This is a genomic window from Mesorhizobium australicum (genome assembly GCF_900177325.1).
Taxonomy (GTDB): Bacteria; Pseudomonadota; Alphaproteobacteria; order Rhizobiales; family Rhizobiaceae; genus Mesorhizobium_A; species Mesorhizobium_A australicum_A.
In genome coordinates this window covers 700975-714875 of the sequence record NZ_FXBL01000004.1, presented here as the reverse complement: position 1 = coordinate 714875, position 13901 = coordinate 700975, and the positions used below count along the sequence as shown (strand labels likewise).

Here is a 13901-nt window from a genome sequence, read left to right as displayed (position 1 = left end):
TCGTTCCCGTAGCCGGCGGCTAGCGTGCGCCGGACGGCGGATTATCGTGTCTCCATCGCAGGAGGAAGACGGCGATGGACGCGATTGTTGCGGAAAGCGGGAAGCAAGTGCCGGTGGGCGGCGCGACACGAGGGGCGGTGGCGTCGGCCTGCGGGCGGGATTGCTCCACCTGCCCGAAGAAGCTGACCTGTCCGTTTTCGCCCTTCGTCTCCACCAAGGGCGAGAGCGGCCGCGCGTGAGAGCGCGACCGCCCGGATTCAGGGCGTATGCGTCAGGCCGCAAGCCAGGCTTCGGTGAAGTCCTGCTCGTAGGCCTGGTGCATCTGGTAGCCGTTGAGCTTGGGGCTCATGTGGCAGAACAGCTTGCGCCAGTAGGGCTGGACGATGATGCCGGAGTCCTGCAGGCGGGTCTCAAGCTCCTTCATCAGCGGCCGGCGCGTGTCGGCGTCGGCGATCGCATTGGCCTTCTCGATCAGCGCGTCGAACTCGGGATCGGAGAAGCCGGTCTCGTTCCAGGCGGTGCCGGTCTTGTAGGCGAGCGCATAGGTCTGGATACCGAGCGGCCGCGCGTTCCAGTTGGTGGTCGCCAGCGGATATTTGGTCCAGTCGTTCCAGAACGAGCTTTCCGGGATGACGGTGCGCTTCACCTTGAAGCCGGCGTCGCGCATCTGCTGGGCGGCGGCGTCGGAGCTTTCCTTGCGGTAGTCGGCCTCGACCGAGATGATCTCGAATTCGTGGTCGGACTGGCCGGCTTCCGCGAGCAGCGCCTTCGCCTTCTCGACGTCGCGCTTGATCGGCGGCAGTTCGGCATATTCGGGATGCATGGGGCCGACATGGTGGTTCTGCGCCACCTCGCCCTGACCGTCGATGCCGAGCTTCATCACCGCCTCGTTGTCGATGGCGAGCTGGATGGCGTTGCGGACGCGCTTGTCGTCATAGGGCTTGGCGTTGACGTTGGTGCGCAGCACGATGGTGGCGGCGGTGACGATCTCCGACTTCTTCATGCCCATGCTGTCCAGCGCGCCGACATCGTAGGACTGGGTCTGGGCGGTGAGGTCGATCTCGCCGGATTCCATCGCGGCCAGCGTCGGCGCGGTCTCGGTGCCGTAGTCGACCCAGTCGATGCCGTCGAGGTGGACGTTGCCGCCCCACCACGAGCCGTCCGGACGCTTTCGGGCGGAAGCGCGCACGCCGACCTCGTGATGGGTGAGCTCGAACGGGCCGGTGCCGATCGGCGCCTGCGACAGCGTCGCGGTGGCCGTGTTGAAGCCGCGATGGACGATGAGGGCCGGATAGTCGGTCATCGCCGGGATGATCGAGATGTCCGGCTTGGAGAGCTTGAGCACGACCGTGTGCGGATCGCGCATCTCGATCGCGCCGGCCCGCGCCTTCTTGGTGTCGGGGTCGATGAGCGAACCCATGCGGCCGGCCATCGAGTTGCCGGCGACCTCCTTCTCGCACCAGCGGGTGATGTTGAAGACGACGTCCTCGGCGGTGAAGTCGTCGCCGTTCGACCACTTCACGCCCTTGCGGGCGTGCAGGACGTATTCGGTGGCGTTCTCGTTGACCTCCCAGCTTTCGAGCAGCATCGGCTTGAAGGTGAAGTCGGGCTTCCAGCGCACCAGCGGCTCGATGAACTGCATGGCGATGTTGCCCATCTGCGAGGTCTTGAACAGGCGCGGGTCTTCCAGCGCCATGACCTGCATGGAAACACGCACGATGCCGCCCTTCACCGGCTCCTGCGCGGAAGCGAGGGTTGGCGCGGACAGGCCGAGGAGGCCGTAGGCGGCGGCGGTCGAGGCGCCGAGCGCGCTGGCGGTGGCGAGGAATTCGCGCCGGTTCATGCGCCCCTCGCGGGCATCGCGGGCATACATCGCGATCGCGGGGTGAAGCTTACGTGTCATTCAGTATCTCCCTCTGTTGATTTTCCGATTGAAGCCGTCCGACAGTGGCGCGCGCGGCCGCGCCGGCTGGCGAGATTCCCCTGGAGGTCCCGGTGAACCTGTTGATCGCGATGAAGGTGTACGACCGGGTCTGCACCCTCGGCAGCCTGTCGGCGGCGGCGCGCGACCTCGGCATGTCGACGACGGCGGTGAGCCGGCAATTGAAGGAGCTGGAGGACGACCTGGGCGTGCGGCTCTTGAACCGCACGACGCGGCGGATGAGCCCGACCGAGGCCGGGCGCGACTATGCCGAGCGGGTGAAGGCGCTGCTGGCCGAGGTGGAGGAGTTGCAGGACCAGACGCGGCGGCTCGACCGCGGCACACGGGGGCTCTTGCGCCTCTCGTGCTCCAACGTGCTCGCCTATACGCGCATCACGCGGCTGATCCCGCGCTTCCTGGAGGAGAACCCGCTGGTCTCGGTGGAGTTCAACCTGACCTCGCGCCACGTGGTGGGCATCGTCGAGGAAGGCTACGACGTGGCGATCCGCTTCGAGGCGCAGAACGATTCCGAGATCGTCTCGCGACAGCTCGGCACCGTGCGCAATTTCGTCTGCGCGACGCCGGCCTATCTCGACCGGCACGGCAGGCCGCTTCATCCGGACGAGCTGGCCGGCCATTCCTGCGTGCTGTCGAACTTCGCCAAACGGCTGGGCGCATGGCCGTTCATGGGACCGGAGGGGCGCATGTCGACGCCGGTGAAGGGACGCGTGTCGACCAACAGCGTCGAGGCCGCCTACCAGATGACGATGGCCGGCTTCGGCATCGGCAACCTGCCGAGCCTGCTGGCGAGGCCCGCAATAGAGGACGGCCGGCTCGAAACCCTGCTGGAGGAGTTCAAGCCGGCGTCGAGCCCGATCTATGCGCTCTATCCGCACCGGACCTATGTTGCCATGAAGGTGCGGGTGTTCGTCGAATTCCTCATGCGAGAGCTCTCCCCTGATCTCGATTGAAGTGGTCTTCCCGCTGCGCAGCCAGCTTCATGTAACGCTTCCGTCTTACCCCCACCCCGTACCCCTCCCCGCAAGGGGGAGGGGGATTCTGAGGCCTCGGCGACCCCCCTTGCGGGGAGGGGTACGGGGTGGGGGATGTGTGCGATGCGCGCGCCTCAAGAAGCCCCCGGGGCTCCCGTCAACCCGCCGCCTTGAGTTTCTCTCCCGACTGCTTCGCCTCGTCGGTCCATTTCTCCTCGACATAGAACGGGCCGGGGTTCTCGCGCAGCTGTTCGTATTTGCAGATCTCCGGCTCGGCGCCGAGCGGGATGGAGCGGCCGTCGCGGAAGGCCCATTCGCCGCGATCGGGCGAATCCTCGGCGCGGACGTAGTTGTCGATGAGGAGAATGCGCGGCTCGGTCGAGACGTTGGGGCCGGAGCCGTGGATGGTGTAGAGCGTCCAGATCGCAAGGTCGCCCGGCTCCATCTCGAGCTGGACGACCTCGGACGGATCGATGCCGACGGCCTTCAGCTCCGAACCCTGCTCGGTCGAGCCGACCATGATGCCGCCGCCGTCCTCGGCGAGGCCGAGATAGCCGCGCTTGTGGTGGCCCGGCACGACCTTGAGCGCGCCGTTGGACGCGTCCTGCCGGTTGAGGGCGAGGCCGAGGTTGAGCGAGTAGCGGTCGAGATTGGCGAACAGTTCCGGCCGGCTGCGGAAACGCACGTCCTGGTGCATGCGGTAATAGGTGTATTTGCCGCCGGGCGCCTTCCAGTGGAGCTGGTTGGCGATCTGCTTGATGTCCGGGCCGAGCAGCGGCGCGAGCGCCTCGAAAATCTTCTGGCTGCGGCGATACTGCTCGAACACCGGATTGATCCACGAGAACCAGTGCGCCTGCGGCACCGCGCGGTGATTGTTGCCCGGATCGTTGATGACCTCGAAATAGAGGTTCCTGTCGCGATAGGTCGCGTGGTGCTTCAGCCCCTCGGCGTAGACCTTCTCGCTCTCGCGCCGCAGCTCGGCGACCTCGTCCTTGTTGAGAAAGCCGCGGATGACGGCGTAGCCGTTCTCGCGGAGCTCGACGACATGCTGGGTATTCATGCTGCTTCCTCACCGCTTCTGCGGCCGCGGCTTCTGCGCCGCAGCCGTTCTGTGTCGAAGGGAAGGATAGCCGCGGCTCGCACGGCGGGTAGGCACGGAATCGGGCAACGACTTTCCCGCGGAGCGGGAAAATGCGGGGCGCATATGCGGGCGCCCCCTCCACCGCCTTCGGCGGTCCCCCTCCCCCGCTTCGCAGGGGAGGATAACCCCAAACGCAAGCGGGGCGTCCCGGAGGACGCCCCGCTCGATGATTGTCCTGACGCCGAAGGCTACTTCTTCGGCAGCGCGTAGGCGATGACGTAGTCGCCGACATCGGGCGACAGGCGGGCGCCGCCGGCGGAGATGACCACGTACTGGCGGCCGTCCGCGCCGACATAAGACATCGGCGTGGCCTGCGCGCCGACCGGCAGGCGGCCCTTCCAGAGCTCCTCGCCGGTGGTCGTGTCGATGGCGCGCAGGTAGTAGTCCTGCGTGCCGGCGTAGAAGGTGACGCCGCCGGCCGTCGTCATCGGACCGCCGAGCGAAGGCATGCCGATCGGGATCTGCAGGCCGGTCTTGATCAGGCCGCCGGTGACCGGGTTGGTCGGGCCGGTGTCCTGCAGCGTGCCGGCCGGCACCTGCCAGACGAGCTGGCGCGAGGCGAGGTCGATGGCGCTGATCGTGCCGTAGGGCGGCTGGTGGCAAGGCACGTTGAGCGGCGAGAAGAAGCCGGCCTTGATGACGCCGTAGGGCGTGCCGAGCTGCTTCGACAGGCCGTCATGCGCCGCCGACGGGCCGTAGGTGTCGACGTTCTCGCGCGGGATGAGCTGCACGAACTGCGGCATGCGGATGTCGTTGACGATGAGCAGGCCGCGGCCTTCGTCAACCGAGGCCGAGCCCCAGTTCATGCCGCCGTAGTAGCCCGGATAGATCAGGCTGCGGTCGAGCCGCGGCGGGGTGAACTCGCCATCGTAGCGCATCTTCTTGAACTCGATGCGGCAGTAGAGCTGATCGTAGGGCGTGGCGCCCCACATGCGGGCCTCGGTGAACGGCTCGGTGCCGATCGCCGGCATGCCGACGGAGTAGGGCTGGGTCGGCGCGGTGAAGTCGCCTTCCTCCGTGCCTTGCGGCACAGGCTTCTCCTGAACCTCGGCGATCGGCGTGCCGTCGCGACGGTCGAGCATGAAGATCTGGCCGCGCTTGGTGACCTGGATCAGCGCCGGCACCGTGCCGCCCTTGCCGTCCGGCACGTCGTAGAGCGACGGCTGGGCGGGGACGTCGTAGTCCCAGATGTCGTGATGGGCGGTCTGGAACTTCCAGCGCTCGCGACCGGTGGCGATGTCGAGAGCCACGACGGAGGCCGAATACTCCTCGGCCGCCTTGGAGCGGTGGCCGCCCCAGAAGTCGGGCGTTGCATTGCCGGTGGGGAGATAAACGAGGCCGAGCGCGTCGTCATAGGCCGGGGTCGACCAGACGTTCGGCGTGCCGCGGGTGTAGCTCTCGCCGGGAGGCGGCAGTTTGGTGATCGCCGGATTGCCGAGGTCCCAGGCCCAGACGAGTTCGCCGGTGCGGGCATTGAAGGCGCGCACGGCGCCCGAAGGCTCGCCGACCTCGACACTGTCCCATACCCAGCCGCCGACCATGACGAGGTCGCGCATGACGGTGGGGGCGGACGTCTGGAAGTAGAAGCCGTCCTTGACCTCGCCCATGCCCTGCTTGAGGTCGACGATGCCGTTGGTGCCGAAGTCGGCGCAGGGTTCGCCGGTCTCGGCGTCGATCTCGATGAGACGGGCGTCGATCGTGGTCATGACGATGCGCTTCGGGCAGACGGCCGCGACCGGGGCTGCCGGCGCGGGCGCGGCAGGCGCCTGGGCGCTGTCGGTCGAGCCGAGCGGCACGGTGGCCATCGGCACGGACGCAGCCGCACCAGTCGCAGCCTGCGCAGGCGCGGCGGAGGCGTCATAATAGGAGACGCCGCGGCAACGCTGCCAGAGCGGCGACTTGGCCTGCGGATCGTAGGTCCACTTCTTCTCGCCGGTGGTCGCGTCGAGCGCGTTGATGATGTTGGTCGAGGAACAGGTGTAGAGCGTGTTGCCGACGAGCAGCGGCGTGTTCTGGTCCTGCGCGCCCTTGGCCGGCGGAGTGCCGGTCCGGAAGGTCCAGGCAACCTCGAGGTCCTTCGCATTTTCGGGCGTGATTTCCGCGAACGGCGCATAACGCGTGCCGGCCGGCGTGCGGCCGTAGGCGGCCCAGTCGTTGCCGGAGGCCGTGGTGACGGCGGAGGGCGCAGCACCCGCGGCGGCCTGGAAGTTGGTCCGGGTCACGCCATGCGGCTGGAAGGCATAGAAACCGGTGGCGGCGAGGCCCAGCACCAGCACGGCGGCGGCCGCGAAAGGCAGGGCCTTCGAGCGCGGAGCGGCGGGGAAAAGCGGCGCGATCAGCGCGGCGACAAGGGCAAGCACCGCGGGCGCAACGAGGCGCGGGACGAGCGGCCAGAAGTCGAGGCCGGATTCCCACAATGCCCAGACGACGGTGGCGAGGAACACCAGCGCATAAAGCCAGATGCCGGCGATGCGCCGGGCCGCAATGAGGATGCCGGACAGCGCCACGCCGAGACCGGCGAGCAGATAGTACCAGGAACCGCCGAGCGAGACGAGCTGGACGCCGCCCCAGACGAGCGGCAGCGCGGCGAGCACGAACAGGATGCCGACGAGCGTCAGCAGCCAGCCCAACCTGCCCCGGCCCGCCGTGGCGGATGAAGGTGTCGATGTAGACATGAGGAACCTCGTTCTCTTTTCGGGACCGAGGCACTGCGAGCGCCAGGGTCCGGACCCGGAGCGGTGACAGACGAGGCCCGCCGCCGCTTGCTAATTTGGCTTGCATGTTAATAGATCGTATATGAACATTCGGCAATGCCTGGACCAAACGATCCACACCCCGACAGCGACCACGCCGCTTTCGGCGAGCTCGTCTTCGCGGTCAGCCGGTTGTGGCGGCGGGCCGCGAACCAGAAGCTCGACCAGTTCGACCTGTCGCACGCGACGGCCGCACCCCTGCTGGCGCTGAAGCGACTGGGCGGGCGCGCGCGGCAGGGCGTGATCGCGGAGGAGGCCGGACTGGAAGGCCCTTCGATGGTGCGGCTGATGGACCTGCTGGTCGAGGACGGTCTGGTGACGCGAGCCGAGGATTCCACGGACCGCAGGGCCAAGATCGTCTCGCTGACGCCGGCCGGCATGGAGCGGCTGCAGGCGATCCACGAGATCATCGACCCGATGCGGGAGGATCTGATTTCCGGCATCGAGCCGGCCGCACTGAGGGCGGCGGTGCAGGTGCTGCGCACCGTCGAGGAGCGGCTGGAGGTGCGGCGGCCGCCGGTGAAGACCGACGACGCCTGACTGGCAAGCCATGCATGCCCTGCGATGCAGCCATGCGCAAACAGGGTGGCGGAATCCGCCCCTGTGCCCATTGTTTCCTAAGCATGCTTATAATATATGCCGCTCATGACCAACGAAGACAGAGACAGGCTCGGTTTCCTGATCCATGACGCCGCGCGGCTGATCCGCCGACGGTTCGAGGCGAAGGCTTCCGGCTCCGGCCTTTCGGCGGCGCAATGGCGCCTGCTGGTGCGCGTCGCCAAGGAACCGGGCGTTCCGCAAGCGCGGCTGGCTGAACTGCTCGAGATCGAGCCGATCAGCGTGTCGCGACTGGTCGACCGCATGGAGGACGGCGGCTGGATCGAACGGCGCAGCGACGCCGCGGACCGGCGCGTGCGGCTGATCTTCCCGACCGACAAGTCGCGCGAGGCCTACGGCAAGGTGAAGTCGATGGTCGGCGAGGTCTACGAGGCGGCCCTGTCGGGCCTCTCCCCTGAAGCGCGGCAGGCCACGATCGACGGCCTGAAAGCGATCATCAACAATCTTTCCGACGGCGAGACGCCGCAGGACTGCGCCGGGCGCGGCGAGAAGGCAGCATGACGATGAACGCAGTGACAAAGATCGAAGATGGACAGCGCGTCGGCGACGACGCCGTGAAGGTTGACCTCGAGGCCCCGACGCACCCTGCCGCGCCGGCCCCTTCGCAGGTCAATCTGGCGCCGCCCGCCCCTGCGCCCAGACCGCGCCGGGGCGGGCGGGTCCTGCTCATGCTGGCCCTGCCGTTGGCGCTGGCCGCCGGCGGCGGCTGGTACTGGATCACCGGCGGACGCATCCAGGAGACGGAGAACGCGAACCTGCGCCAGGCCCGGGTGACGATCTCCTCCGAGACGGCCGGCCGCATCGTCGACATGCGGGTCGCCGAGAACATGAAGGTGAAGGCCGGCGACGTGCTGTTCGCCGTCGATCCGGAGCCCTACCGCATCGCGCTCGCCCAGGCAGATGCCGCGCTCGCGCAGGCCCGCCTGCAGGTCGAGCAGCTGCGCGCCGCCTACGGGCAGGCGCAGACGCAGGCGAAGACCGCTGCCGGCGACGTCGCCTACTACACCGACCAGCTGGCCAGGCAGAAGGAACTGTCGGGCAAGGGCGTGACGACCAAGGCGGCGCTGGACTCGGCCGAGCGCGACCTGCTCAAGGCGCAGGACGCCGCGGCCACCGCCGCGGAATCGATCTCGAGCGCGCTTGCGGCCCTTGGCGGCGATCCGAACATCGTGACCGACAAGCATCCGGCGGTGCTCGCCGCCTTTGCCGCGCGCGACAAGGCGGCCTACCAGCTGGCGCAGACCACGGTGCGCGCGCCGGCCGACGGCACGGTGAGCCAGGCCTCGTCCTTCAAGCTCGGGCAGTTCGTCACGGCCGGCACCTCGCTGTTCACGCTCGTCGAGACCAGCGACACCTGGGTCGAGGCGAATTTCAAGGAAACGCAGCTCACGCACATGAAGGTCGGCCAGGAAGCGGAGGTGATGCTGGACACCTTCCCAGACCGACCGCTCAAGGCGACGATCGAGAGCATCGGCGCGGGCACCGGCGCGGAATTCTCGCTGCTGCCGGCGCAGAACGCGACCGGCAACTGGGTGAAGGTGACGCAGCGCATCCCCGTGCGGCTCAAGGTCTCGTCCGAGGACGCCGACCTGCTGCTTCGCACCGGCATGAGCGCCACGGTGGCCGTCGATACGGGCGTGAGCCGCGGCTTCGGCGACCTGATCCCGAGCGCGTTTGCCGGGACGGCGAAGAAGTAGGCGGATTTCAGGAATCAACGCCATGAGGACCCCCCTCTGGCCTGCCGGCCATCTCCCCCTCAAGGGGGGAGATTGGACGTCACCAGGACCTTCGCCAATCACCGGCATCGCCGGGTTGCGCGGATGGCCGAAGCTGCCGATCTCCCCCTTTGAGGGGGAGATGGCCGGCAGGCCAGAGGGGGGTGCTTGCGGACGGTATCCGACGAGTGCGTTCGTCGAAACAGGCCGACTCCCATGACCACACCCGCCCCGTTCAAGGAAGTGCCGCATCGCGGCCTGATCACCATCGCCATCATGCTGGCGACGATCATGCAGGTGCTGGACACGACCATCGCCAACGTCGCGCTGCCGACGATGACGGGCGACCTCGGCGCGAGCCAGGACACGATCACCTGGGTGCTGACCTCCTACATCGTGGCAGCCGCGATCATGACACCGGTGACGGGATGGTTGTCGGACCGGTTCGGCCGGCGCGAGCTGTTCCTCGTGTCGATCGTGGGCTTCACCGTGACCTCGATGCTGTGCGGCCTGTCGTGGAGCCTGGAGAGCATGGTCGCCTTCCGGGTGATGCAGGGCCTGTTCGGCGCGGCCATCGTGCCGCTGTCGCAGACCTTCCTGCTCGACATCAACCCGAAGGAGCGCCACGGCTCGGCGATGGCGATCTGGGGCGCCGGCATCATGGTCGGCCCGATCATCGGCCCGACGCTCGGCGGATGGCTGACGGAAGCGGCCAACTGGCGCTGGGTGTTCTTCATCAACCTGCCGGTCGGCATCCTCGCCTTCCTCGGCTGCGCCGGCTACCTGCCGCGGATACCGCGCCGCCTCAGAGGCTTCGACTTCTTCGGCTTCGCCATGCTGTCGCTGGGCGTGGGCGCGCTGCAGCTCATGCTCGACCGCGGCGGAGAGGTGGACTGGTTCTCGGCGGCCGAGATCTGGATCGAGCTGGGACTCGCCATCACCGGCTTCTGGGTGTTTGTGGTGCATCTCGCCACCGGGCGGGACACCTTCATCGACCCGCGCATCTTCGCCGACCGCAACTTCGTCACCGGGCTGGTTTTCATCTTCGTGATCGGCATCATCCTGCTGGCGAGCCTGGCGCTGCTGCCGCCGATGCTGTCGCGCCTGTTCAACCACTCGACCGTGCTGACCGGCCTGATCATGGCGCCGCGCGGGGTGGGCACGATGATCTCGATGATTCTCGTCGGCCGGCTGGTTCAGAAGGTGGACGCGCGCGTGCTGGTGGTGACCGGGCTGGCGCTCACCGCCTGGTCGCTCTACGACATGGCCGGCTTCTCGCCGCAGATGGACGATACGCTGATCATCTGGTCGGGCGTGATCCAGGGGCTCGGCCTCGGCCTGGTCTTCGTGCCGCTGTCGACGATCGCCTTTGCGACGCTGGAGCCGCGCTTCCGCACCGATGCGGCGGCACTGTTCAGCCTGGTGCGCAACATCGGCTCGTCGATCGGCATCTCGATCGTGACGGTGCTCTTGACCCGCAACACCCAGATCAACCACGCCGAACTGTCGGCGGCGATCTCGCCGTTCAACCCGAACCTCAGCGCACTGTCGCCTGCGGCGGCGGCCGGCAACCCGACCGCGCTGGCCCAGTTCGACCAGCTGGTCAACCAGCAGGCGCTGATGATCTCCTATGTCAATGACTTCAAGGCGATGATGCTGGTGACGCTGCTGGCCATTCCGCTCGCGTTGCTGCTGCGCAAGCCAAAGGCGGCGGGGGCCGGAGCATCGGCCGCGGTGCACATGGACTGACTGCGCGGCGATCGGTCGCGAAGGCGATTGTTGGAGTTCCACTAACGTTTGATTGATCCCCCGCGGGGGGAGCGCTAATATGTTGCCGGGAAGGACGAACGGCAGCATGCGGCATCTTCTGCACAAGCGACCAGCGGACAAGGCGAACGCCTTGGGCTGGCGCGTGCTTTGGGCGCTGTTCGCGATCCTGGCGCTGTGCGCCACCCCGCTCGGCACCGGCGAGCTGTTCGCCGCCGAGAGCCACGTCTACGAACGCAAGAGAGGCGAGGCGCAGCAGGGCGACCTGCCGGTGCGCTTCACGCTTGCCGGCGAGGCGCTCGCCGTGGCGGAAACGCTGCGGAGCAGCGACGACGCGGCCGTCTCCTCACTGCTTTTCGACGACACGCCCGGAATACCGGCGCGCAGCGACGACCTCGTCGCGGAGGACACCGGCTCGCTGCCGGTGCGCGCCCTTTCCGACGTCGCGGCCGCCGGCATCGACCGGCACTTCCGGGCGCGGGCACCGCCGCACTCCTGAGACACGTCAGGCAGATCCGCGAAGACGCCGGCTGCGCCGGCCTCGCGCATTCTAACGCTATTCATCCTGGCAGGCCGGCTCCCCTCTCCGAGCGCGGCGGCTGCAATCACGAAAGGCAAGACCCATGGCAAAGACCCATCCGCTCGGCTTCCGCATCGAACGCCACCTGAAGGAAGCACTCGTCAGGGCCGCGAAAGACGATCATCGCTCCGTCTCCTCGCTGACCGAGATCCTGATTGAGAAGTGGCTGAAGGAGAAAGGTTATATCGGCGAGGAATTGAAGGAAAAAGTGTCCTGACAGTTTAAGGTAAACTTCAGACACGTTCTGAAATTCTCATACACTTGCCGTGATACAAAAGTCATACAACCAAAGCCGTTCTGTCTATTTGACATGATCGGAGTATGACTTTCCCGTTTTTTGAAGACGGCGTTGCGCGGGGCGAACAAGCCCGCGCCGCCGGAACGGGAGGACGACATGGCAATGGCATCGACGGCTGGATCAATCCAGCAAGGCATGACGCGGGAGGAGAAGAAGGTCATCTTCGCCTCCTCCCTCGGCACCGTCTTCGAATGGTACGACTTCTATCTCTACGGTTCGCTCGCGGCCTTCATCGGCGCGACCTTCTTCTCCAGCTATCCTGAAGCCACGCGCAACATCTTCGCGCTGCTGGCGTTTGCGGCGGGCTTCCTGGTGCGTCCGTTCGGCGCGCTGGTGTTCGGCCGCATCGGCGACCTCGTCGGCCGCAAATACACCTTCCTCGTCACCATCCTGATCATGGGCATGTCGACCTTCCTGGTCGGCCTGCTGCCCGGCTCCGCCAGCTGGGGCATCGCCGCGCCGATCATCCTGATCGCGCTGCGCATGCTGCAGGGCCTGGCGCTCGGCGGCGAATATGGTGGTGCGGCGACCTATGTCGCGGAGCACGCGCCGGACAACCGCCGCGGCTTCTACACGTCGTGGATCCAGACGACCGCGACGCTCGGCCTGTTCCTGTCGCTGATCGTCATCCTCGCGGTGCAGAACCTGCTCAGCAAGGAGGACTTCGCGGCCTGGGGCTGGCGCGTGCCGTTCCTGATCTCCTTCGTGCTGCTCGGCGTCTCGGTCTGGATCCGTCTGTCGCTCAACGAATCGCCGACCTTCAAGCGCATGAAGGAAGAGGGCAAGGGCTCGAAGGCGCCGCTGACCGAGGCGTTCGGCCAATGGAAGAACGCCAAGATCGCGCTGCTGGCGCTGTTCGGCCTCACCGCCGGCCAGGCCGTGGTGTGGTATTCGGGCCAGTTCTACGCGCTGTTCTTCCTGCAGAACGTGCTCAAGGTGGATGCGGTGTCGGTCAACATCATGATCGCCGTCGCGCTGGCGCTGGGTTCCATCTTCTTCGTGGTGTTCGGCTGGCTCTCCGACAAGATCGGCCGCAAGCCGATCATCATGGCCGGACTGCTGCTGGCGATCCTGACCTACTTCCCGCTGTTCAAGGCGCTGACCTGGGCCGCCAATCCGGCGCTGGCAACGGCGCAGTCGACCTCGCGCGCCACGGTCACCGCCGCGCCGGGAGACTGCAAGTTCCAGTTCAACCCGGTGGGCACCGCCAAGTTCACCACCTCCTGCGACATCGCGACGTCGTTCCTGACCCGCAACTCGGTGCCCTACGACGTGGTGCAGACCGCGGCTCCCGGCACCGCCGCCACGGTCAAGATCGGCGACACGACGATCGAATCCTATGACGCGATCGCCGCGGGCGACAAGGCGGCAGGCCTCGGCAACGCCTTCAACAAGGCGGTCAACATCGCACTGCACGCCGCCGGCTATCCGCTGAACCGGGGAGCCGCGACCGTTGCGGACCAGAAGCTCGACGCCTTCGTGGCCGCCAATCCGGAAGTGAAGCTCGACGCCGCCGCCATCCGCGCCGGCGAGAAGAAGACGGTGCCTGTCGCGCAGGCGATCAAGGACAAGCTGGTGACGGCGGAGGAAGCCGGATCGGCCACCGAGGTCACCGCCTATTCGATCCCCGGCGCCGGCTCCTTCACCATGGTGGCGGACCCGGCGGCAGTGAACTGGCCGGTGATCATCGCGATCCTGTTCGTGCTCGTGATCTACGTGACCATGGTCTACGGCCCGATCGCGGCGATCCTGGTCGAGATGTTCCCGACCCGCATCCGCTACACCGGCATGTCGCTGCCCTATCACATCGGCAACGGCTGGTTCGGCGGTCTTTTGCCGGCGACCGTCTTCGCGATGAGCGCGGCGGCCGGCGACATCTACTACGGCCTCTGGTATCCGATCGCGATCGCAGCGATGAGCTTCGTCATCGGCACGCTGTTCGTGAAGGACACGCTCGGCACCGACCTGCACGACAAGGACTGACGGGCGGGATCATGCATTGACGAAAAGCCCCGGCGGGCGACCGCCGGGGTTTTTGTTGTCAGGATGCTCCAAATACCCCCTCTCTTGCAAATTCCAAGGACTTGGCTTTGCCAAGCCCAGGAATTTGCTTTCT

The 13901-nt window shown here is 66.9% G+C and carries 12 protein-coding genes; 9 read left to right on the top strand and 3 right to left on the bottom strand.

What is annotated here, in order from left to right:
- The first annotated feature begins 74 nt into the window (after positions 1–74).
- Positions 75–239, top strand: coding sequence for a hypothetical protein (locus tag B9Z03_RS29755; protein ID WP_176247445.1), 165 nt, complete (start codon positions 75–77; stop codon positions 237–239).
- A 32-nt stretch (positions 240–271) separates the two neighbouring features.
- Here B9Z03_RS29755 and B9Z03_RS05810 read toward each other — a convergent pair whose 3' ends face one another.
- Positions 272–1903, bottom strand: coding sequence for an ABC transporter substrate-binding protein (locus B9Z03_RS05810; RefSeq protein ID WP_085463322.1), 1632 nt, complete (start codon positions 1901–1903; stop codon positions 272–274).
- 92 nt (positions 1904–1995) lie between these two features.
- On the opposite strand from B9Z03_RS05810, the gene B9Z03_RS05805 reads away from it, so the two are divergent.
- The gene (locus B9Z03_RS05805; RefSeq protein ID WP_085467516.1) at positions 1996–2892 is read left to right on the top strand and encodes a LysR family transcriptional regulator; all 897 of its coding nucleotides are present in this window, start codon (positions 1996–1998) and stop codon (positions 2890–2892) included.
- A 178-nt stretch (positions 2893–3070) separates the two neighbouring features.
- Here the strand turns inward: B9Z03_RS05805 and B9Z03_RS05800 are convergent, their stop codons facing one another.
- Together B9Z03_RS05800 and B9Z03_RS05795 are read right to left on the bottom strand one after the other, a co-directional pair.
- Positions 3071–3973, bottom strand: coding sequence for a phytanoyl-CoA dioxygenase family protein (locus B9Z03_RS05800; RefSeq protein WP_085463321.1), 903 nt, complete (start codon positions 3971–3973; stop codon positions 3071–3073).
- A gap of 269 nt (positions 3974–4242) precedes the next feature.
- The gene (locus tag B9Z03_RS05795; RefSeq protein ID WP_085463320.1) at positions 4243–6729 is read right to left on the bottom strand and encodes a membrane-bound PQQ-dependent dehydrogenase, glucose/quinate/shikimate family; all 2487 of its coding nucleotides are present in this window, start codon (positions 6727–6729) and stop codon (positions 4243–4245) included.
- Positions 6730–6864: 135 nt separating this feature from the next.
- Here B9Z03_RS05795 and B9Z03_RS05790 point away from each other — a divergent pair, with 135 nt between their 5' ends.
- The 7 genes from B9Z03_RS05790 (at position 6865) to B9Z03_RS05760 (ending at position 13768) form a co-directional block, all read left to right on the top strand.
- Entirely contained in the window at positions 6865–7347 is a 483-nt protein-coding gene (locus B9Z03_RS05790; protein WP_085463319.1) for a MarR family winged helix-turn-helix transcriptional regulator, read from the top strand.
- Positions 7348–7452: 105 nt separating this feature from the next.
- On the top strand, positions 7453–7926 hold the full coding sequence (locus tag B9Z03_RS05785) for a MarR family winged helix-turn-helix transcriptional regulator (RefSeq protein WP_085467515.1): 474 nt from the start codon (positions 7453–7455) through the stop codon (positions 7924–7926).
- A gap of 2 nt (positions 7927–7928) precedes the next feature.
- Positions 7929–9122 carry an HlyD family secretion protein gene (locus B9Z03_RS05780; RefSeq protein ID WP_085467514.1) on the top strand — a complete coding sequence of 398 codons (1194 nt, stop codon included), beginning with the start codon at positions 7929–7931 and terminating at the stop codon, positions 9120–9122.
- 234 nt (positions 9123–9356) lie between these two features.
- Positions 9357–10889 carry a DHA2 family efflux MFS transporter permease subunit gene (locus B9Z03_RS05770; protein WP_085463317.1) on the top strand — a complete coding sequence of 511 codons (1533 nt, stop codon included), beginning with the start codon at positions 9357–9359 and terminating at the stop codon, positions 10887–10889.
- Between the two features lie 106 nt (positions 10890–10995).
- Entirely contained in the window at positions 10996–11406 is a 411-nt protein-coding gene (locus B9Z03_RS05765) for a hypothetical protein (RefSeq protein ID WP_139832177.1), read from the top strand.
- Between the two features lie 124 nt (positions 11407–11530).
- Positions 11531–11704 (top strand): hypothetical protein, encoded by a 174-nt coding sequence (locus tag B9Z03_RS29750; RefSeq protein WP_176247444.1) that lies wholly within the window; start codon positions 11531–11533, stop codon positions 11702–11704.
- 177 nt (positions 11705–11881) lie between these two features.
- On the top strand, positions 11882–13768 hold the full coding sequence (locus B9Z03_RS05760; RefSeq protein WP_085467513.1) for an MFS transporter: 1887 nt from the start codon (positions 11882–11884) through the stop codon (positions 13766–13768).
- The last annotated feature ends 133 nt before the right edge of the window (positions 13769–13901 follow it).

Bases quoted from the DNA above. Each gene is read 5' to 3' on its own strand.
- B9Z03_RS05785 (WP_085467515.1), top strand. From the start codon at position 7,453: ATGACCAACGAAGACAGAGACAGGCTCGGTTTCCTGATCCATGACGCC.
- B9Z03_RS29755 (WP_176247445.1), top strand. From the start codon at position 75: ATGGACGCGATTGTTGCGGAAAGCGGGAAGCAAGTGCCGGTGGGCGGC.
- B9Z03_RS05780 (WP_085467514.1), top strand. From the start codon at position 7,929: ATGAACGCAGTGACAAAGATCGAAGATGGACAGCGCGTCGGCGACGAC.
- B9Z03_RS05760 (WP_085467513.1), top strand. From the start codon at position 11,882: ATGGCAATGGCATCGACGGCTGGATCAATCCAGCAAGGCATGACGCGG.
- B9Z03_RS05810 (WP_085463322.1), bottom strand. From the start codon at position 1,903: ATGACACGTAAGCTTCACCCCGCGATCGCGATGTATGCCCGCGATGCC.
- B9Z03_RS05790 (WP_085463319.1), top strand. From the start codon at position 6,865: ATGCCTGGACCAAACGATCCACACCCCGACAGCGACCACGCCGCTTTC.
- B9Z03_RS05770 (WP_085463317.1), top strand. From the start codon at position 9,357: ATGACCACACCCGCCCCGTTCAAGGAAGTGCCGCATCGCGGCCTGATC.
- B9Z03_RS29750 (WP_176247444.1), top strand. From the start codon at position 11,531: ATGGCAAAGACCCATCCGCTCGGCTTCCGCATCGAACGCCACCTGAAG.
- B9Z03_RS05795 (WP_085463320.1), bottom strand. From the start codon at position 6,729: ATGTCTACATCGACACCTTCATCCGCCACGGCGGGCCGGGGCAGGTTG.
- B9Z03_RS05765 (WP_139832177.1), top strand. From the start codon at position 10,996: ATGCGGCATCTTCTGCACAAGCGACCAGCGGACAAGGCGAACGCCTTG.
- B9Z03_RS05800 (WP_085463321.1), bottom strand. From the start codon at position 3,973: ATGAATACCCAGCATGTCGTCGAGCTCCGCGAGAACGGCTACGCCGTC.